The sequence below is a fragment of the Streptomyces sp. NPDC006435 genome, from assembly GCF_040612315.1.
Lineage (GTDB): Bacteria > Actinomycetota > Actinomycetes > Streptomycetales > Streptomycetaceae > Streptomyces.
This window is the reverse complement of the sequence record NZ_JBEXPY010000051.1, coordinates 1-20,713: the sequence shown is the minus strand read 5'-3', so window position 1 is coordinate 20,713 and position 20,713 is coordinate 1. Positions and strand designations below refer to the sequence as shown.

The following is a 20,713-nucleotide window of genomic DNA, read 5'->3' as shown; positions in this document are numbered from 1 at the left end:
CAAACGAAACGACGCCTTACGATCCGGTGCGTGACGTAGCGGGTCGCTGTCACTTCTGTAGGCATTTCCCCGGGCTGTCCATTCACCCGTTCCCACCGTCCGAGCGATTCACTCCCCCGGACCCACCGCCCGTTGGCCTCGCAGGCGCACCAGTGAGCGGGACCCGGGGCGGCGCACCCGAGCGGCCCGAACGGGGCGACGCCCCTGGAGGGCGGCTGCCCCGTCGGCGACCAGGATCTCCTCGACGCGCAGCCGGTACCGCCCGGCCCGGCGGGCCGCGTCACAGCCTCGATGTCGGAAAGGCGAAGGCGTACGAGTCGGTACGCACCACACGCGGGCCGTCACCGTGACAGGAACGGATCCGGAAGTCTCCCTCCGACCGATGTACGGAGATCGTCGACGCGGCGGCCATCGCCCTGACCGAAGGGCTGGAGTCCATCACCCTGCGCCGGATCGGTGACCGGCTCGGTGTCCGGCCGGGCTCATCAGCCGTTGCTTCCCCGCCGACGCGGCTCCGTGGCCGAGGTGTTCGGCGCCATGGCCAGTGCCGAACCGGACCCGCTCCTGCCCGCGGACCCGGCGGCGGGCCCACCCGCGGAGCGGCCGGCCCGCTCCTTCGCGCTCGCGACGGGCCCCGCGTACGACGACATCAGCCGCCTGTGGATCAACGCCCGGCGCCTCAGCCGCTACCACCCTGCGCCCGCGTGACCATCGTCGCCCCGTCCACGCGTCCCACGCCCCATTCGGATTTGTCTACTGTGGTGTCATGCGAGCATCGGATGGTTCGGTCGAGTGGCTTGAGGACTTCATCACTGCGTGGCACGGCCCACGTCAACCGAGCTACGGCCTGACCGAGACGGAACTACCCGCGTTCCTCCCAGCGCCGCTCCAACGCCTGTATCGCCATGCCGGACGCTGGCCCGGCCCGAATCCGGAGGAGCACCTGCCGGACTCGCCCGGGATCTTCCAACAACAAGATGTGCTCGTACCCGCCGAGTCCCTGAGCCTTCATGACGGAACGGTCGAGTTCCTCAGCGAGAACCAGGACAGCTGGACATGCCGTGTCACCGCCGCCGGTCCAGCGGCGCCCGTCGTGCTGAGCAACGCCCACTGGATGTGGGACGACGGCTCGGAAGACGAATACACCCCGTTGACACCGTCTCTCGAACAGTTCCTTACGAGCTTCGTGCTCCAGGAAACGGTCTTCGGGTGCCGCAACCTCGCCACCGCCGACGAGCCGACGCCCCTGCCCGACCGGTCGGTCCCGCTCTGGCTGGACGGCTGGTACGTCTTCGAAGAACCCAGCCACAGCTTCTGGAGCGTTGACTCCGCGCTCGTCGCCGACATCAGCGGAACCCGCTGGGTCGGCTGGAACGGTCCGGACACGCCCGCAGCCGAGCTCGGCAAGCTGCAAACGATCCGAAGCTAGTGCCGTATCGGGCAACGTTGGCCCTGGGGGGTGGTCTGCGACGATGGGCTGCATGGACGAGGAAATCATTCCCATTCTTCGCGTCAAGGACGCTGCGGCGGCGGTTGCTTGGTACGAGCGACTGGGCTTCGCCAAGCAGTGGGAACACCGCTTCGAACCGGGGCTTCCCGCGTTCGTCGAGGTCGCCCGGGGCGGGGTGCGGTTGTTCTTGTCGGAGCACCGGGGCGACGCCCGCCCCGACACGTTGGTCTACCTCCGCATTCGTGATGTCGAGGCCATCGCTTCCGAGTTCGGTGTGCAGGCGAAGGACGCTCCGTGGGCGCGTGAGATCGAGCTGCGCGACCCCGACGGCAACCGGCTGCGGATCGGCACGCCGACGGAATGACACTCGCTGGCAGCGCACGGCGGGGAAGGTGTGCTGGTGGCTGAGCCAGTACGCGTCCGCGAGATCGACGACGAGGGGAAACGGCTGCTGCGGATCATCCGCCGGGGCAGCGGGTCGGTGGTGACCTGGAGGCGGACTCAGATGGTACTGCTGTCCGCGCAGGGCATGCCTGTGCCGAAGATCGCCGAGGTGACGTTCACCAGCGCCGACCGGGTCCGGGACGTGACCCACAACTTCAACGCCGACGGCTTCGGCTCCCTCCACCCCAGGTACAAGGGCGGGAGGCCGACAACGTTCACGCTGCCCGGGCGGCGCGAGACCAAGAAGACCGCCAAGTCCAGGCCGGCCGAGCACGGCCTGCCGTTCTCGACCCGGAGCCTGGCCAAGTCGGCCGACTCTTCCTGGTCGCCGAGGGGGTGGTCGACGACATCAGCCACGAGGGCCCACGCAGCCTGCTCCGCGAGGATGGCGTGTCCTTTCGAACGCATAAAGACCTGGAAAAGGCCTCTCGCGACCCCGAGGACGGCGAGCCCGGCGTCGCCTTCCACCTGGACGGGTTCGGGCCGCTCGACCTCCAGCCCCACCCCGGCCGGCAGTGGGCCGAACTCGGCGGGAAGCACCAGCACCCCGGCCGGGAACCCGGGCCCGGCAGGCGGGCAACCTGCACCCGCCCGCACGGGGTGAGGCGCCTGTTCGCACCTACGGCCCGGGCAAGGACAAGCTTCTGCGGCCATATCGAGCCGAGGAAGGGCCGGACGAGGTTTCTGGAGTTCTGCCGCTGCCTGCGCAGCCTCCACCCGCCCAAGACGCGCATCACGATCGTGATCGACACCTTCTTCCCTCACCCGACCACGAAGAAGGACACCCGGGTCGGCGGCTGGGCCGCGGTCAACAACGTCGAGCTCGCCCACACACCGGCCAACAGCGCCTGGCTCAACCGCGTAGAGGCCCCGTTCACCGCCCTGCGCCACTTCGCGCTGGACGGCACCGACCACGCCGGCCACAAGGAACAGGGCAGCATGATCCGCCGCTGCATCATTCGGTGGAACGAGCACTCCTCCGATCAGTGCCTTCGCAAGGTCGTGATCAGGGCGAACCTTGCCTGATCGGGAAGCGTTGTGCTCCTCCTTCCAGGCCGGGAGTTCGGCCTGGCCGGGCTCGCGGCGGTGCGGGATGACCAGGCCGGTGCTCCGGTAGCCGTCGTCCTTGATCGCTGCGATCCTGCCGACGGCGTCTTTCGCACCGGGCAGTTGCCACGCCTTGCAGTCGTTGCGGTTGCCGGGCACGGGCCGGCCGACAGCGACGACGATCCGGGGGTCGGCGTCGATGACGGCCCGGTGACTGGTCGAGTACCGGTAGCTCTTCGACTGCTCGGCGACGGTGCGGTCACGCGTGGGCACCGGGGTGCCGTCCACGATCAGCACGGTGTCCCTGCAAAACCGCTTGCGGGGCTGTGGTGCCGGCAATGGCCCAAGGTGGTCGACGACGCGGTCGGCGGTCGGCTTCGAGATGCCGAACAGCGGGGCGAGTTGCCGCAAGGTGGGATTCGGGCGCCGGTACGCGGCACCCAGCAGAACCCTGCTCTCCGTAGGCAGGCTCCATGGCCGGCCCTTGCGGACGGGGTCGCGCCTTCACGTCGCAGCGCGGTGATCAGCCTGCCGGACCGATGCGGGCTCAGCCCGGTGAACGGAGCTGTCCAGGACGGCTCCGAAGCCGTGATCACACCGGCCACAGCAAGATCATCCCACTCGGGGCCTTCATTGAGGTCGAATCTTGAGCACAAGCTGTGGGACCGTGAGCGGCTGGAGTGCGGATGCGACGCGATGAGGGGGCACGGTGGCCAAGGTCAATATCAGTCTCGACGCCGAACTCGTGGTGGAAGTGATGGTCCTGGCGGGGATCGGATCGCCCCAGGACGCGATCGAGGCGATCGTGCGGGACTACATCGCCCGTGGCCACCGTACGGAGGCCCGCACCGAGCTCAAGGACCAAAGTCTGCGCGAGCTCGACGTCAAGCCGCAGGAGCCGCAAGGCTGAGCCCTGCCCCGTGCCGCCGCCCGCCGCCGGGCGACGCATCCGGGAGTCCGCGTTCCCGCAACCGTCGGAGGCACTGCCCTGGCGGAGGAGCGTATCGGGTTCTGCCTGCAATACGAGCCGCTCGGGCCGAAACCCGCGAGCACGTCTGGAACGTGGCCAGGAATGCGGCTCCGGATGCCGCGGGGCAGGTGCTCGTGGGCCTGGACAGGGTGCTCGTGTCGACCCGCTCCGAGGGACAGGACGCCACCGCGACCTGGAGGAAGACCTTCGGGCATCACCCTTTGACGGCCTTCGTCGGCCACGGAAGCGGCGGGAGCGGGGAGTCGGCGGCCGACCCGGCTCAGGCCCGGCAACACAGGCGGCAGCACCGCCGCCGACCCGGACGGCCGAAACGGCCCGCCGAAGAAACCGACGGACCGTCACGAAAGATCGAGGTCGGGTTCACCCGGAGAAGGTTTACCCGGGAAACCCGCCCTTGATCCGTCGAGGGAGCCCACCACGGCCACCGCCCCGCACAGCGCGCTCCGCTCAGCCCGGCCCGCGGCCGTCGTCGGCCGGCAGTCGGGCGCTCTCGTCGTGAGCAGCGGGCACGGCCTGCTGATGCCGACCCGCACCGTGGCCCTGCGGCGTGCCGGGAGGGGCCCTCCCTCCGGCGTCTCAGCCGCGGGCCACGCTTCGCAGCCAGCCGTCCGGGGCCGGGGCCCGCCCCGTGTGGATGTCCAGCAGCGCGTCGCGCAGGGCGAGCGTCACCGGACCTGCCTTCCCCTCCCCCACCTGCCAGCTCTCCTCTCCGTCGAGTACGAGCCCAACAGGTGTGACCACCGCGGCCGTTCCGCAGGCGAAGGTCTCGGTGAGCGACCCGTCCCTGCTGCCCCGCCGCCACTGGTCGACGGTGACACCCTCCTCGGACACCGGGATGCCGAGCCGGTCGGCCAGCACCATGACCGAATCACGCGTGATGCCGGGGAGCAGTGTGCCCGAGCACGGTGGGGTGACAAGCCGCGCCTCCGGGCCGGTTCCGAAGACGAAGAACAGGTTCATCGCCCCCAACTCCTCGACCCAGCGGCGCTCTGCGGCATCGAGCCACACGACTTGTTGGCCGCCTTCCCGCACGGCCTGTTCCTGGGCCAGGTAGGCGGGGGCGTAGTTGCCCCCGAACTTCACGTCGCCGGTGCCTCCTGAAACGGCCCTTACGTATTCCCTGCCGATCCGGACCGTGACGGCGTCCACCGTGCCGGAGAAGAAGCCCCGGGTGACAAAAGCGATCAACAGAAAGGTGTACGTCCGTGCGGGCCTCGGCACCAGGTTCGCCTCACTGGCGAACAGCAGCGGGCGCAGGTAGAGGCTCAGCGCCGGGTCGTCGGGCAGGTCATCCTGATCCACGGCGAGAAGGAGGTCGAGCGCCTCCAGGAATGCCCCGTCGGGCAGCGGCGGAATGGCGAGGCGCTCGGCCGATCGGGCGAAACGCGCGGAATGATCGGCCGGACGGAAGACCTCCACCGTCCCGTCGCCCCTGCGATAGGCCTTGAGCCCTTCGAAGACCGACTGCCCGTAGTGCAGTCCGACCGTGGCGGGCGAGAGGCTCAGATCGGCGAAGGGACCCAGCCCGAGCGGGGACCAGCCCTCTTCCGCGCTCCACTCGGCGGTGACCATGTGACGGGTGAAGCTCTCACCGAATTCGTGCGGCATGGAGTTCCTTCCGGAAGGTTCCGTTCAGCATTCGTACGGCGGCGCTCAGACGAGCGGCGCATAGAAGAAGGTGCGCCGCATGGAGAATGTTCCGCGAGGAGTCACGCTGAAGAAGTCAGCAAAATCCACGGAGACGTCCGAGCCGTTTCGTAATACGCCTTCGAACGTTCCATGGACAGCCACTTCCTGATCCTGCTCGATGATTTTCGTGATGGTGTGGCGACCGCTCTCTATGACGCGCTCGGACCGGTAGAAATGGGCGAGTTCGGAATGGTTCACCAGTGGGCCGTAGCCCGGGCGATGGTATTCGGCGGTCGGTTCGAAAAGGTCGAGCAGTCCTGATACGTCTCCCTCGTCCACCAGGTCGTAATACCTGCGGACCACTGTCGACGGGTCACCGGGCACGAGCGCACTCGGCTGCCGGGGCATGGGTACTCCTGTCTCTTCGTTCGGGATTCCAAGGAGGGAAGGAAACGGACTACTTCTCTTTGTCGTCGCCGTCCGGGCGCTTGATGCGCACGACGCCCTGGTCCAGGTCGACGCGGAACAGCGGATCCTCGCTGGGCCGGACGTCCTTGCGGGACCTCTCCTGCTCCATTGCGCGCTTCATGGCCTGGGTGGCCGGATCGAACTCCTGGAGCATCCCCGCAACCATCCCTTTCCGGTTGCGGTAGTAGATCCACCCCCTGGCCTCGGCCCACCGAAGGAGTCGATCCAGGAGGAAGAGGAGGACAATGGCGCCTACGCCGATCAGGATCACAATCATGGTGTTACTCATACGTGGTGAACGAATCTCCTGTCGGGCCAGTTCCGGCCCCGCCTCGGCCAACTCCCGTTCCTGGCTGCCCTTTTCGGCCAACTTTCCCTCCTGGAGACAACTGGCCGACAGCAATTGGGCTCTCGTTCGCTTTCAGGGGTGCAAGGGGACGGCGAGCGGCCCCGGCGGGGCCAGCAGACCGGGGCGGATGTCGTCGATGGAGGTGCAGCCCGTCAGCGCGAGGGCCAGGTCCAATTCGGCGAGCAGGCACCGCAGTACGTGGGTGACGCCCCGCTCCCCGTCCAGCGCGAGGCCGTACAGATAGGGCCTTCCGTACAGCACCGCGTCCGCGCCCAGGGCGAGGGCCTTCACCACGTCGGTGCCGGTCCTCACCCCGGAGTCCAGCAGCACCGGCACGGAGTCCCCGACCGCTGCCCGCACCGCGGGCAGCGCGTCGAGGGCCGCCACCGCCCCGTCGAGCTGCCGCCCTCCGTGGTTGGAGACGACGAGGCCGTCCACGCCGTGCTCCATCGCCAGCCGGGCGTCATCCGGATGCAGGATGCCCTTCAGCAGGATCGGAAGCCGGGTGAGGGAACGCAGCCACGCCAAGTCGTCCCAGGCGAGGGTGGGGTTGGCGAAGATGCGTGCCCAGTGGGCCACGACGGCGGCGTCGTCCGCGCCGTCCGGCAGACCGGCCCGGAACGCGGGGTCACTGGTGAAGTTGGCTGTCCCGGCTCCCTGCAGGAACGGCAGGTATCCGTGGTCGAGGTCCGCCGGGCGGTATCCGAAGGCCGGGGCGTCGACGGTGACGACGAGGGCCGTGTAGCCGGCCCCCTCGGCCCGGCGCACCAGTGACTCGGCGACCGTCCGGTCCGACGGCCAGTACAGCTGGAACCAGCGCGGCCGGTCCCCGGTGGCCTCGGCCACGTCCTCCAGCGTGTGCGACGCGGCGGTGGACAGCACGACCGGAACACCCGCCTCGGTGGCACCCCTGGCGGAGGCCAGCTCGCCCTCGGGATGCACCACGGTCTGTGCGCCGACCGGCGCAAGGAGCACCGGGCTCGGCAGGGTCTGCCCGAAGAGGGACACGGACAGGTCGCGCGCGGCGGTGTTGCGCAACATGCGCGGCAGCAGCCGCCACCGGTCGAACGCGACGCGGTTGGCGTCGCTCGTCGCGCCCGTTCCGGCGTTGCCGGACACATACCCGAAGGCGGTCGCCGTCAGCTCCCCGGCCGCCGCGTCCTCCAGGGTGGTCAGGTCCGTCGGCAACCGCGGTGTCCGGCCCCGGGAGCCATCCGTATAGATCGTACGCACCAGGTCGGCGGGGGCAGACCCCATGACGTCTCCTCTCGTGGTGTTCACAGGTGTCGGGTCACAACGGGGCGCGGTCGCCCCGTATCCGGTCGACGAGCAGTGGTGCGGCACCCGACTGCCGCTCCAGCAGGGCGAAGTGGCCGCCGGCCAGCACCTCGACGGACGACTCCGCGCTGGTGTGGTCGGCCCAGCCCCGCACTTGTCCGACGGTGTTCTTGGGGTCCGAGTCGCCGACGAGCACCGTGACGGGAATCGTCAGGACGGCGTCGGCGGGACAGTCGTAGTGACGCAGCGGCCGGTGGTCGGACCGCAGCAGGCGCAGCACCTCCCGTACCGTCTCCTCGTCCCGGAGCAGCGGTTCGGGGACGCCTCCCAAGCGCCTCAGCTCCTCGACGATCTCGCCGTCGGTGCAGGCGTCCAGGTCGCGTTCGCCCCAGTCGTGCGAGGGCGGCCGGGCTGCCGAGGCGAACAGCCGGACCGCCGCGCCGTGTTCGGCGAGGCGCCGGGCCGTTTCGAAGGCGGTGAGCGCCCCCATGCTGTGGCCGAGCAGGTGCAGCGGGCGATCGCGCCGTTCCGCGAGTGCCCCCGCGATCTCGTCGGCCAGTGCGCCGATGCCCTCGGCGCACGGCTCGGCGCGCCGTTCCTGGCGCCCGGGGTACTGGACTGCCAGCACCTCGATGTCGTCCGGCAGCGCCGCGGACAGCGGGACGAAGGCGTTCGCGGCTCCGCCCGCGTGCGGGAAGCACACCAGGCGAGCGGCGCCGTGCTTACCGGCCCGCAGAACCTTGAGGCAGCGGGGCGCGCGCCCGGTCGGTGCCTGAGCGGGCGGCGCGGTGCGGCCGGGTGCGTGCGTGGTGATGCGGTCGGTCATGCTCCGTGCTCCCCGTCCTGCGGCGCGGCGCCGTCGGTGCTCAGCTGTTCCCTGAGGTGGACCACGAGTTCGGTCGGTGTCGGCCAGTCGTAGATGAAGGTGGCGGGCACCTTCACCCCGGTCGCCGCGGCGATCCGGTTGCGCAGTTCCACCGCGGTCAACGAGTCGAACCCGATCAGTTCGAAGGGGCCGTGCGGGTCGATCGCCGCGGTTGAGGCATGGCCCAGGACTCCCGCGGTCTCCCGGCGCACCGCCTCCAGGAGGTCGTCGCCGGCCGGCGCTTCGGCGCCGGCCTCGGGCTCCGCACCCGGCGCGGTGCCGGGGAGCAGGTCGCGCAGCACGGACCGGACGTTGCCGGTGGCGCCTCGGGCGCCCAGCGCATCCAGGTCCCACTGCGCGGCGACGGCCACCGCCCGGTCGCGGCGGACCGCGGTGTCGAACAGCTCCAGTCCCTGCTTGGCGGAGAGCGGGGCCACGCCCGTGCGCGCCATGCGGGCGATGTCGGCGTCGGTGAGCCCGGCCCCCATGCCGCCCTCGCCCTCCCACAGGCCCCAGACCAGGGACACCGCGGGGCGGCCCGTCGCGCGCCGGTGCTCGGCCAGCCCGTCGAGGAAGGCGTTGCCCGCCGCGTACCCGCCCTGTCCGGCGGAGCCCAGCGTGCCTGCCAGGGAGGAGAAGAGGACGAACCGGGAGAGCCCGAACTCCTCGGTGAGCTCGTGCAGGTTGAGCGCGGCGTCCACCTTGGGCCGCAGCGTCCTGGTCAGCTTCCGTGGCGTCAGCGTGCCCAGGATTCCGTCGTCGAGGACGCCTGCCGCGTGGACGACGCCGCCCACCCGGATGCCGTCGGCCGCCAGTGCGTCCAGGGCGGTGGCGAGCGCCTGCCGGTCCGCGGCGTCACAGGCCACGGTGTGCACCTCGGCCCCGAGGCCGCGCAGTTCGTCGACAGCGGCGAACGCCCCGTCCCCCCGGGCCGGGACGCGCCGGCCCATCAGGACGAACTGCCGTACCCCGTGCTCGGCGGCGAGGTGCCGGGCGACCAGTCCCCCCAGCCAGCCGAATCCGCCGGTGACCAGGACGGCCCGGGAGACGTCCCAGGGTTCCTCGTCGGCCGCCACCGGGTCGAGGACGACCTTGCCGGTGTGCCGGGCCTCGCTGAGGAAGCGGAAGGCCTCGGGGGCGTGGCGCACGTCCCAGGCCGATACGCGCGGCGGTTCGAGCGCGCCCTGCTCGAAGAGGCCGAGCAAGGTGTCGAGCATCTGGCGGATGCGCTCGGGGCCCGGCTCCCTGACGTCGTAGGCACGGTAGTCGACTCCTGGGTGGGCCGCCGCCACGTCGGCCGGGTCGCGCCGGTCGGTCTTGCCCATCTCCAGGAACCGGCCGCCGCGCGGGAGCAGTCGCAGGGACGCGTCGGTGTACTCCCCGGCCAGGGAGTTGAGTACCACGTCGACGCCGCGGCCGCCGGTGCGGTCGAGGAACTGCCCCTCGAAGGCGAGGGACCTGGAGGAGGCGATGCGGTCGTCGGGGAGCCCCGCGGCACGGAGCACGTCCCACTTCGCGGGGCTCGCCGTGGCATACGCCTCGGCCCCCAGGTGGCGGGCGAGTTGCAGGGCGGCCGTGCCGACACCGCCCGTTCCCGCGTGGACGAGTACCGACTCGCCCGCGCGCAGGCCCGCCAGGTCCACCAGGCCGTGGTACGCGGTCAGGTAGGCCACCGGGACGGCGGCGGCCTGCTGGAAGGACCAGCCGCGCGGCACCCGGCACACCATGCGGTGGTCGGTCACCGAGGTCGGCCCGACGCCGGAGAACAGTCCCATGACGGGGTCGCCCGGGCGCAGGCCGGTGACGCCCGGCCCCACTTCCAGGACGACTCCCGCGCCCTCGCCGCCCTGCCCGGGGTCGGACGCGGACACGTCGACGGACGGCGGGATCACGCCGAGGGCCAGCAGCACGTCACGGAAGTTGAGGCCCGCCGCGCGCATGCGCACCCGGATCTGCCCCTCGCCCAGCGGGGCGGCGGCCTCCGGCCAGGGTTCCAGGGCCAGCCGGTCCAAGGATCCCTTGGCCACGTAGTCCAGCCGCCAGTGCGGGGTGCCGGGCGGCGGGACGAGGCCCGTACCGGCGGCCGTCCCGATGAGCGCGGGCCGGTAGCCGGTGCCGCCGCGCAGCGCGAGCTGCGGCTCGCCCGTCGCGAGGGCCGCGGGCAGGGCCCGGCGCGCCTCGGCGGTGCCGTCCTCGTCGATCAGCACGAAACGTTCGGGGTGCTCGGTCTGGGCCGAGCGGATCAGGCCCCAGACGGCGCGGTGGGCGAGGTCGCCGGGGTGCTGCTCGCCGTCGACGGCCACGGCGCCCCGGGTGAGGACCACCAACCGTGTGCGGGCGAACCTGTGGTCGGAAAGCAGGAGCTGGACGGCGGACAGCACCTCTTCCAGCCCCTGGTGGACGGCCTCCGCGTCCGAGGGCGCACCGGAGGCGGTGGCGGCGGTCCGGTCCTCGGGCACGCGGCAGACGAACCAGGCAGTGTCGGGAGCCGTTTCTCCGGGGGCGAGGCCTGCCGCGAGAGCCGCCGGGTTCGTGTCCCGGTCCGGCGGGGGCTCCTCCCCGGGCGTCGCCACGGGCAGCTCCGGCAGGGCCGTCCAGGCGGGGACGAGCAGGCCGTCCTCGGCGACGGCCGCTCCCGTCCCGGTGTCCACCGGGCGCGCAGGACGCAGCGCGAGCGAGGCGATCGAAAGGACCGGCGCCCCGTCGAGGTCCGCCACCTGGACGGAGACGGCGTGCGGTCCTGCGGGGGCCAGCCTGACGCGTGCCCGGGCGCGGGCAGCACCGTGGACACGCACTCCGCCCCAGGCGTACGGGAGTTTTCGGGGTCCTTCCACCCCCCGGCCCGCCGGCAGTCCGAGGGCGATCGGGTGGAGCGCCGCGTCCAGCAGGGCGGGGTGCAGGGGGTACGCGCCGGGGCGCGTCCGCATCCCCTCGGGGAGCGCGACCTCGGCGAAGACCTCCTGTCCGCGCCGCCACACCGCCTGAACTCCGCGGAACACCGGTCCGTACCCGAGGCCCTGGGCGGCGAGACCGTCGTACAGCTCGGCGGGCGTCGCTCCCACGGGTTCGGCGTCCTGCGGGGGCCACTCCACCAGGCCGTCCGGGCCGTCCCGATCGGTGCTGGCGACCGTGCCGTGGGCGTGGCGCGTCCACGGCTGCGGTCCGTCGGCGTCCTGTTCGCGGGCGTGGACGGTGAGGGCCCGGCTGCCCGACGCGTCGGGGGCCGCGAGGAACACCCTCAGTTCGATCTCCCCCTCCTCGGGCACGACCAGCGGTGCCTGCAGGACGAGTTCCTCCACCAGGTCGCACCCCGCCTCACGCGCGGTCCGCTCCGCCAGGTCGAGCAGCGCGGTGCCGGGCACGACGACCTCGTGGGCCACCCGGTGATCGGCCAGCCAGGGGTGCGCGGCGACGGACAGGCGGCCGGTGAGCAACAGCCCCTCGGGTTCCGGGACCTCGACGGACGCGGTGAGCACCGGATGATCGAGTCCGTCGACCCCGGATGCGCCGGTGGCGCCGGACGGGACGCGGCCCCGGATCCAGTACGGTTCGCGCTGGAAGGCGTAGGCGGGCAGCGGCACCCTGCGGGTCCCGCGGCCCGCGAAGACGGCACCCCAGTCGACGTCGCCGCCGCAGGCGTGCAGACGGGATACGGCGGTCAGCACGGCAGTGGTCTCCGGCTGCCGTCGCCGCAGCACCGGGATCGACGTACGCCCCGGAGCGCTTTCGGGGCGCGTACCGGCGCCTTCGGCCGTCCGCTCCTCGTCGGCGAGGCATGCCGCGGCCAGGGCGGCGAGGTCGCCCGAGGGCCCCACGTCGAGGAAACGGGTGCAGCCCAGGGCCGCGAGGCTGTGCACGCCGTCCTCGAAGCGAACGGTGTGTCGCGCGTGGCGCACCCAGTACTCCGGATCGGTCAGTTCACCGGGCTCGGCGAGCCTGCCCGTCAGGTCCGACACGACCGTGATCCGCGGTTCGTGGTAGGTGACGCGCGCGGCGACCGCGCGGAATTCGGACAGCGCCGGTTCCATGAGCGGGGAGTGGAAGGCGTGGCTGACGGGCAGCCACGTCGCCCGGCCGCCGTCCGCCTCGAAGTTCTCGACGAGGGCGGCGAGCGTCTCCCGGTGGCCGGAGACGACGGTGGCGGCGGGCCCGTTCACCGCGGCGACCGCGGCTCTTGCCTCATGGCCCGCCAGCAGTTCGGCGGCTTGTTCCTCGGAGGTGCGCAGGGCCACCATCGCGCCGCCCGGCGGCAGTTGCTGCATCAGGCGGCCTCGGGAGGCAACCAGCCGCGCGGCGTCGTCGAGCGAGAGGACACCGGCGACGTGGACGGCCGCGAGTGCGCCGACCGAGTGCCCCAGCACGGCGTCGGGGCTGATCCCCCAGCTCTCCAGGAGCCGGTACAGCGCGACTTCACAGGCGAAGAGGGCGGGCTGGGTGTATTCCGTGCGGTCGAGCGGGCGAACCCCGTCGGATCCCTCCGGCGCGAGGACCACCTCGCTGAGCGGCCGCTCCAGGTGGGCGTCGAGCGCGGCGCACACCTGGGTGAACGCCTCTTCGTACACCGGGAAGAACCGGCGCAGTTCGTGTCCCGTCGCGGCGCGCTGGGAACCCTGGCCCGCGAAGAGGAACGCGGTCCTGCCCTCGGCGAGCGCCCCGGTGACCGCCGAGGGCGTCGGCGTGCCATCGGCCAGCGCACGGAGCTCCGCGAGGAGTTCGGTCCTGTCGTGGGCGAGGATCGCCGCGCGGTGGGCCAGGTGGCCGCGCCGGGCGGCCAGGGAGAACCCGGTGTCGGTGAGGTCCGCGGACGCGTCGGCGGACAGGTGGCCGTGGAGGCGGTCGGCCTGGGCACGCAGCGCGGAACGGCTGCTCGCGGACAGCAGGACGGGCACGACGGGCAGGGCCGCAGGTGCGCCGGCGGGTTCGGGAACCCGCGGCTCGGGGGCCTGTTCCAGGATCACGTGCGCGTTGGTGCCGCTGATGCCGAACGAGGACACGGCCGCCCTCCTGGGGTGGTCCCGCTCGGGCCAGGCGACGGATTCGGACAGCAGTTCCATCGTGCCGCTCGACCAGTCCACGTGCGGCGTCGGCTCGTTCGCGTACAGGGTCTTGGGCAGTACGCCATGGCGCATCGCGAGCACCATCTTGATGACACCGCCCACTCCCGCAGCCGCCTGGGCGTGTCCGATGTTCGACTTGAGGGAGCCCAGGTACAACGGCCGGTCCGCGCTCCGGGCCCGCCCGTAGGTGGCCTGCAGGGCGCGGGCCTCGATCGGGTCGCCCAGCGCGGTGCCCGTGCCGTGCGCCTCCACGGCGTCGACCTCGTCGCCCCGCACGCCCGCCGCGGCCAGGGCCTCCTCGATCAGCCGCTCCTGGGCGGTGCCGTTGGGCGCGGTCAGGCCATTGCTGGCGCCGTCCTGGTTGACGGCTGAGCCCCGGATCACGGCCAGCACCTCGTGGCCCCTGCTGCGGGCGTCCGAAAGCCGCTCCACCAGCAGCAGCCCGACTCCTTCGGCCCAGCCCGTGCCGTCGGCGTGCGCCGAGAAGGACTTGCACCGTCCGTCCCCGGCAAGACCGCGCTGCCTGCTGAACTCGACGAAGGGGGTCGGCGTCGCCATCACGGTCGCGCCTCCCACGAGGGCCGTCGAGCATTCGCCGCGGCGCAGCGACGCGACGGCGAGGTGCAGCGCCACCAAGGACGAGGAGCACGCCGTGTCCACGGTCAGGGCGGGCCCTTCGAGACCGTAGGTGTACGCCAGCCGCCCGGAGGCCACGCTGCCCGCGCTGCCGATGCTGAGGTATCCCTCGAACTCCTCGGGTGCCGGGGACAGACGCGACGCGTAGTCGTCGTACATCGTCCCCACGAACACCCCGGTGCGGCTGGAGCGCAGGGTCTTGGGATCGACGCCGGCGTCCTCGAACGCCTCCCACGCCGTCTCCAGGAGCAGTCGCTGCTGCGGGTCGATCGCCTGGGCCTCCCGCGGCGAGACGCCGAAGAAGCCGGCGTCGAACGACGCGACGTCGCGCAGGAAGCCGCCCTCCTTGACGTACGAGGTGCCGGGGGTGGCGGGGTCCTCGTCGTACAGGCCCGCCAGATCCCAGCCGCGGTCGGCCGGGAACGGGCCGACCGCGTCCCTCTCCTCGGTGACCAGCCGCCACAGGTCCTGGGGCGAACCGACCCCGCCGGGGAAGCGGCAGGCCATGCCGACGATCGCGATCGGCTCCGTGTCGCGTGCGGTGAGGCGCGCGTTGACGCCCTTGAGCCGCTCGTTCTCCTTCAGTGTCGCGCGCAGTGCTTCGACGACCTGGTCGTCGGATGTGGACGCCATCGTGTTTCTCCGTACTTCCCCGCCCGGGTGGGGCAGGACTCGGTCGGTTCGGGACTCGGCTCGGGTCGGGTCAGGATTCGCTGTCGCCCAATGCCAGGCGTACGAGATCGTCGGCGCTCAACTCGTCGAGGTGACTGGCCTCCTCGGGTGCCTCGCCGCCGTCAGTGCCCTGCGGGCCGGCGGCAGGTGTCGCGGGTTCGGCGGGGGTCTCGGGGCCGAGTTCGGAGCGCAGCCAGTCCGCGAGCGCCTCCGGTGTGGGCCGTTCGAAGACGAGCGTCGGCGGCAGTGCGGTGCCCGTTGCCCTGGACAGGCGGTTGCGCAGTTCCAGTGACATCAGGGAGTCGAAGCCGAGGTCCTGGAAGCGGCGCCCCGCCGTGACCGTGTCCCGGTCGCTGTGGCCGAGGACGGCCGCTGCCTCGGTCCGTACCGTTTCGAGCAGGACGTGACGGCGCTCCCCGTACGGCACCCTGGCCAGGCGCTCGCGCAGGGCGTCGGCGGGGGCCGCGGTGGTCCTTCCCGGCCCGTCGCGCAGTGTCCGCGTCGCGAACGGGGCCAGGGCGTGCAGGACGGCCGGGGCCGTGTCCGGGTCCAGCGCCGTCGGGTCGATCCGGGCGGCGGCCAGTTCGGGCGCACGCGTGGCGCAGGCCGCGTCGAACAGCGCCAGTCCCTGCTCGACGGTGAGGGGCAGCACGCCGGAGCGTGCCAGGCGTCTGAGGTCGGCGTCGCCCAGTCCCGAGGTCATGGCGCCCTCCGTCTCCCACAGGCCCCATGCCAGGGACAGCGCGGGCAGCCCTTCGGCGTGGCGCACCCGTGCGAGGGCGTCCAGGAAGGCGTTGGCCGCCGCGTAGTTGCCCTGCCCGGGGGTGCCGAGCATGCCCGAGACGGAGGAGAAGAGGACGAACGCGGTCAGGTCCATGCCGCGGGTGAGCTCGTGCAGATGGGTCGCGGCGTCCACCTTGGGCCGCAGCACCCGGTCGAGTCGCTCGGGGGTCAGCGCGTCCAGCACGGCGTCGTCGAGCAGGCCGGCCGCGTGCACCACACCGGTCAACGGGTGTTCGCCGGGGATGGCGGCCAGGACGCCGGCCAGCGCGTCGCGATCCGCGCTGTCGCACGCCACGACGGTCACCCGGGCGCCCGCCGTGCTCAGTTCCGCGACGAGGTCGGCGGCGCCCGGGGTGTCGGGTCCGCGTCGGCCGGTCAGCAGCAGCCGCCGTACGCCGTGCACGGTCACCAGGTGCCGTGCGACGAGACGGCCCAGGCTGCCCAGGCCGCCGGTGATCAGGACGTGGCTCCGTTCGTCGAACGGCGCGGTGGCGTCGGACACGGCGGGCGCCTCGCGCAGCGCCGGTGCGAACACGGTGGTGCCGCGCAGCGCGAGCTGGTCGTCGCCGAGGCGCAGGGCCGCGGCGAGCGTACGTGCGGCGTCCGGTCCCGAGTCGGTGTCGACGAGGGCGAAGCGTCCCGGGTGCTCGGCCCGGGCGGAGCGGATCAGGCCCCACGTCGGGGCCATGGCCGGGTCCGGGGTCTCGTGCTCGCCGACCGCGACGGCGCCCTCGGTGACGAGGACGAGCCGCGATCCCGCGAGGCGCCCGTCGGCGATCCAGTGCTGGGCCAGGTCCAGCGTCGCGTGCGCGTCGCGTGCGGCGGCCTGCGCGGGGGTCGCCGTGCCCGTGTCGGGCTTGCCGGTGCCGATGGCGACGACCGTGGCGGGCACCTGCTCCCCCTCGTCGAGGGCGCGTTGCAGTCCCGCCAGGTCGCGGTGGGTGCGCACGGTCGTTCCGGTGGCCCGTACCGCGTCGGCGAGTTCGGCGGTGCCGGTTCCCAGGACGGCCCAGGGGCCCGCGAGGTCCGGCCCGGCGCTCTTCGCGGTACGTTCGCGCCGCGCCCACTCCAACGTGAGCAGCGCGCCCTCCCGCGCCAGGAGGTCCGGGTCCCCGGTCCGCGCCGGGAGTTCACGCACGATCAGGGTGTCGGCCGTGAGAACGGGGGCGCCGGTGCCGTCGGTGACGAGAAGCTCGTACGCGTCGCGCTCGCGTCGGCGCAGGCGCACCCGCAGTTCGGTCGCGCCGCTCCGGTGCAGCACCACGCCGTTCCAGGCGAACGGCACGACGAGCCGGGTGTCGTCGTCATCGGCGCCGACGAGCAGGGTGTGGAGCGCTGCGTCCAGGGCGGCCGGGTGCAGCAGGTGCCCCTCGCCGCCCGCGCCGGCCGCCTCGGGCAGCGCGACCTCCGCGTACAGGTCGTCGCCGCTGTGCCAGGCGGCGCGCAGCCCCTGGAAGGCGGGGCCGTATCCGTAGCCTCGCCGGGACAACCCGGCGTAGAGGCCGTCCAGCGGGACGGCCGGCGCCTCTCGGGGCGGCCATTCCGTCAAGTCGTCGGGTTCGTCCGGGAGTCGGCCGTCCAGTGTGCCGGCGGCATGGCGCACCCAGGCGTCGTCCGGCGCGTCGTCGGGCCGGGTGTACAGGACCAGGCCGCGGGTGTCGTCGTCGCCGGGGGCGCCCACCATGACCTGCACGGCGGTGCGCCCGGTCAGTGCGATCGGCTGCTCCAGGGTCAGGTCGGCGACCCGCGCCGCGCCCGTCCGCCGCGCCGCGTACAGAGCGAGTTCGGCGACGGCCGCGCCGGGCAGCAGCATCCGGTCCCGCACGGTGTGCTCGGCGGGCCAGGAGCCTGGCCCGGCGGTGATGTGCCCGTTCAGCAGCCAGCCGCTGCCGTCCGCCAGCCGGATGGAGTCCCCCAGCAACGGGTGGCCGCCGGGGCGCGGGGCGGAGGTGGTGTCGGGTGCGGTGAGCCAGTAGCTGCGGCGCTGATAGGCATACGTCGGCAGGGGCACGGCCCGGCCGTCGGGGAAGAAGCCGCTCCAGTCGACGGCCGCTCCGTTGACGTGGGCCTGTGCCAGTGCCGTCAGAGCCGTACGGGCCTCCGGCTGGTTCCGCCGCAGCAGCGGTACCGCCACGGCCCGCCGGTCGCCGTCATCGGCCAGCACGGAGTGGACCATGGCGCTGAGCACCCCGTCGGGTCCGAGCTCGACGTAGGTGTCGACGCCGTCGTCCGCCAGGTGGCGCACTCCGTCGGAGAACCGCACGGTGCCGCGCAGTTGGCCGACCCAGTACTCCGGGTCGGTCAACTCGTCCGCCGTGGCGATCTTGCCCGTCACGTTGGAGACGACGGAGATGGTCGGTGCGCGGAAGTCGACCCGGGAGGCGGCGTCGCGGAACGCGTCCAGTACGCCGTCCATGTGGGGCGAGTGGAAGGCGTGGCTGACGCGCAGACGCCCGGTCCGCCGCCCCTCGGCCCGCCAGTGCGCCTCCACTTCGGCGACGGCCTCCTTGTCACCGGAGACCACGACCGCGCGCGGCCCGTTGACCGCGGCGATCACGACCGGGCCCGTGCGGCCCACGAGGGTGGGGGCGACCTCGTCCTCGGTGGCCTGGATCGCGGCCATCGCGCCGCCGCGGGTGGCGGAGTGCATCAGCCGGCCGCGGGCGGCCACGAGCGCGCAGGCGTCGTCGAGCGCCATGACCCCGGCGACGTGGGCCGCGGCCAGTTCGCCGACCGAGTGGCCCAGCAGGTGGTCGGGGGCCGCGCCGCGGCGTTCCAGCAGCCGGAACAGAGCGACCTGGAGGGCGAACAGGGCGGGCTGGGTGTACCGCGTCTCGTCGAGCAGCGCGGCCCGCGGGGTCTCCGGGTCCGCGAAGAGCAGCTCCTTGAGCGGCACGTCCAGGTGGGGGTCCATGTGTGCGCACACCGCGTCGAGCGCCGCCGCGAACGCCGGGTACGTCCCGTACAGTTCACGCCCCATGCCCGGTCGCTGGCTGCCCTGCCCGGTGAAGAGGAAGGCTGTCTTGCCCGGGCCGTCGGCGCTGCCCGTCACCAGGTTGGCGGCCGTTGTCCCCGCGGCGAGGGCATCGAGGCCCTGCCGCAGGTCTTCGGGGTCCGAGGCGATGACCACGGCCCGGTCCGTGAGCACCGAACGGGTCGTGGCCAGCGCGTAGCCGGTGTCCAGGTGCCCGGGTCCCAGGCGCGCCGCGCCGTCGCCGTCCCCGGTCAGGGCGCGCAGTTCTGCGGCCTGGGCCTGCAGTGCCTCGGTGCCCCGGGCGGAGACCACCCACGGCAGCAGGCCCGGCACCGCCGTGTCCCGGGGGGCCTCGGGCCCGGCCGCGGGCGGCTGCTCGACGATGACGTGGGCGTTGGTGCCGCTGATGCCGAACGAGGAGATTCCGGCCCGGCGCGGACGGTCGCCCTCGGGCCACGGCACCGGCTCGGTCAGCAGCGCCACCGTGCCCGCGCTCCAGTCGACGTGGGTGGTGGGCCGGTCGGCGTGCAGGGTGCGGGGCAGGGTCCCGTGCCGCAGCGCCATCACCATCTTGATGACGCCGCCGACACCGGCGGCCGCCTGGGCGTGCCCGATGTTGGACTTCAGCGTGCCCAGGCGGAGCGGCTGTCCGGCCTGCCGCGCCCGCCCGTACGTGGCGAACAGGGCCTGGACCTCGATGGGGTCGCCGAGCCTGGTCCCCGTTCCGTGCGCCTCCACGGCGTCGATGTCGGAGGCGGCGAGGCCGGCGTCGGCCAGGGCGTCGCGGATCACCCGTTCCTGGGAGGGACCGTTGGGGGCGGTCAGTCCGTTGCTGGCGCCGTCCTGGTTGACCGCCGAGCCGCGGACGACCGCGAGCACCTCGTGTCCCGAGCGGCGCGCGTCGGAGAGCCGCTCCAGGAGCAGCACGCCCACGCCCTCGCTCCACGCGGTGCCGTCGGCGGCGTCCGAGAACGCCTTGCAGCGCCCGTCGGGGGCCAGGCCGCGCTGACGGCTGAACTCGATGTACGTGTTCGGCGCGGCCATGACCGTGACGCCTCCCGCGAGCGCGAGGTCGCACTCGCCCCTGCGCAGGGCCTGTGCGGCCAGGTGCAGCGAGACCAGGGACGAGGAGCAGGCGGTGTCCACCGTGATGGCGGGCCCTTGCAGGCCCAGCGTGTAGGACACCCGGCCGGACACGACGCTCGGGGCGCTGCCGATGAACCGGTACGCCTCCACGCTCTCCGGTGTGGTCTGCAGGCGCGAGGTGTAGTCGCTGTACATCACGCCGCTGAAGACTCCGGTACGGGTGCCGCGCAGCGCCGTGGGGGCGATGCCCGCGCTCTCGACCGCCTCCCAGCTGGTCTCCAGCAGGAGCCGTTGCTGGGGGTCCATGCCCGTGGCCTCGCGGGGGCTGATGCCGAAGAACTCCGCGTCGAACCGGTCGGCGTCGTACAGGAATCCGCCGTGCCGCGTGTAGGACTTGCCCGCCCGCTGGGGGTCGGGGTCGTAGAGGTCGTCGACGTTCCAGCCGCGGTTCTCGGGGAAGGGGCCGATCGCGTCGGTGCCGTCGCCGACCAGTTTCCACAGATCCTGCGGTGAGCGCACGTCCCCGGGGTAGCGGCACGCCATGCCGACGATGACGATCGGGTCGTCGTCCTGCGGTGCGGGGCGCGACAGGGCAGGGGTGTGCTCCTCGGGGAGTGGCTCGGGCTGTCCGGACAGCCCGGCGATCTCCGCCATCAGGTGGTCGGTGAGAGCGGCGGGGGTGGGGTGGTCGAAGACGGCGGTGGACGTCAACCGGACGCCGGTCGCCGTCCGCAGGCGGCCGCGCAGTTCGAGGCCGGCCAGCGAGTCGAGGCCCAGCGCTTGGAACGTCGCTTCGGTGTCGAGCGCCGTCCCGTCCTCCAGCCCCAGCACCGTGGCGAGGCTGTCGCGCAACAGCCGTGCGACCGTCCGCCGGCGTTCGGCGTCCGGCAGCCGGGCCACGTCGTCCAGCCAGCCGCCCGTGCCCGCGGCTCCTTCGGCCGCCGGGGCGGCGCGGCCGCGCCCGGGGCGCGCCAGGCCGTGCAG

The 20,713-nt window shown here is 72.7% G+C and carries 11 protein-coding genes and 3 pseudogenes; 6 read left to right on the top strand and 8 right to left on the bottom strand.

Going from position 1 to position 20,713, the window contains the following annotated elements:
- The first annotated feature begins 537 nt into the window (after positions 1-537).
- The 4 genes and pseudogenes from ABZZ04_RS33295 (at position 538) to ABZZ04_RS33280 (ending at position 2,920) form a co-directional block, all read left to right on the top strand.
- Positions 538-708: a hypothetical protein gene (locus ABZZ04_RS33295; protein WP_356935957.1), complete on the top strand. Its 171-nt coding sequence runs from the start codon at positions 538-540 to the stop codon at positions 706-708.
- Between the two features lie 58 nt (positions 709-766).
- The gene (locus tag ABZZ04_RS33290) at positions 767-1,429 is read left to right on the top strand and encodes a hypothetical protein (RefSeq protein ID WP_356935956.1); all 663 of its coding nucleotides are present in this window, start codon (positions 767-769) and stop codon (positions 1,427-1,429) included.
- A gap of 52 nt (positions 1,430-1,481) precedes the next feature.
- Positions 1,482-1,814: a glyoxalase superfamily protein gene (locus ABZZ04_RS33285; RefSeq protein WP_356935955.1), complete on the top strand. Its 333-nt coding sequence runs from the start codon at positions 1,482-1,484 to the stop codon at positions 1,812-1,814.
- A gap of 36 nt (positions 1,815-1,850) precedes the next feature.
- A pseudogene (locus tag ABZZ04_RS33280) lies at positions 1,851-2,920 on the top strand (IS630 family transposase).
- Here the strand turns inward: ABZZ04_RS33280 and ABZZ04_RS33275 are convergent.
- Positions 2,885-3,546, bottom strand: a pseudogene (locus tag ABZZ04_RS33275) (transposase family protein); the annotation flags it as partial. The pseudogenes ABZZ04_RS33280 and ABZZ04_RS33275 overlap by 36 nt on opposite strands.
- Positions 3,547-3,650: 104 nt before the next feature.
- Between ABZZ04_RS33275 and ABZZ04_RS33270 the strand changes: the two are divergent.
- Positions 3,651-3,851, top strand: a complete 201-nt coding sequence (locus ABZZ04_RS33270) for a DUF2191 domain-containing protein (RefSeq protein ID WP_356935954.1) — start codon at positions 3,651-3,653, stop codon at positions 3,849-3,851.
- Positions 3,852-3,946: 95 nt separating this feature from the next.
- Positions 3,947-4,229, top strand: a pseudogene (locus ABZZ04_RS33265) (IS1380 family transposase); the annotation flags it as partial.
- Positions 4,230-4,508: 279 nt separating this feature from the next.
- On the opposite strand, the gene ABZZ04_RS33260 reads toward ABZZ04_RS33265, so the two are convergent.
- The 7 genes from ABZZ04_RS33260 to ABZZ04_RS33230 all read right to left on the bottom strand — a co-directional run.
- Positions 4,509-5,540 (bottom strand): branched-chain amino acid aminotransferase, encoded by a 1,032-nt coding sequence (locus ABZZ04_RS33260; protein ID WP_356935953.1) that lies wholly within the window; start codon positions 5,538-5,540, stop codon positions 4,509-4,511.
- 45 nt (positions 5,541-5,585) lie between these two features.
- Positions 5,586-5,969 carry a nuclear transport factor 2 family protein gene (locus ABZZ04_RS33255; protein ID WP_356935952.1) on the bottom strand — a complete coding sequence of 128 codons (384 nt, stop codon included), beginning with the start codon at positions 5,967-5,969 and terminating at the stop codon, positions 5,586-5,588.
- 49 nt (positions 5,970-6,018) lie between these two features.
- Positions 6,019-6,399 carry a hypothetical protein gene (locus tag ABZZ04_RS33250; protein ID WP_356935951.1) on the bottom strand — a complete coding sequence of 127 codons (381 nt, stop codon included), beginning with the start codon at positions 6,397-6,399 and terminating at the stop codon, positions 6,019-6,021.
- A gap of 51 nt (positions 6,400-6,450) precedes the next feature.
- Complete coding sequence (locus ABZZ04_RS33245; protein ID WP_356935950.1) at positions 6,451-7,635, bottom strand: alpha-hydroxy-acid oxidizing protein; 1,185 nt, start codon at positions 7,633-7,635, stop codon at positions 6,451-6,453.
- Positions 7,636-7,669: 34 nt separating this feature from the next.
- On the bottom strand, positions 7,670-8,482 hold the full coding sequence (locus tag ABZZ04_RS33240; RefSeq protein WP_356935949.1) for an alpha/beta fold hydrolase: 813 nt from the start codon (positions 8,480-8,482) through the stop codon (positions 7,670-7,672).
- On the bottom strand, positions 8,479-14,847 hold the full coding sequence (locus tag ABZZ04_RS33235) for a type I polyketide synthase (protein WP_356935948.1): 6,369 nt from the start codon (positions 14,845-14,847) through the stop codon (positions 8,479-8,481). Before ABZZ04_RS33235 ends, ABZZ04_RS33240 begins: the two co-directional genes overlap by 4 nt.
- Before the next feature lie 70 nt (positions 14,848-14,917).
- Positions 14,918-20,713, bottom strand: a 5,796-nt coding sequence (locus ABZZ04_RS33230) for a type I polyketide synthase (RefSeq protein ID WP_356935947.1), incomplete at its 5' end; no start/stop codon positions are given.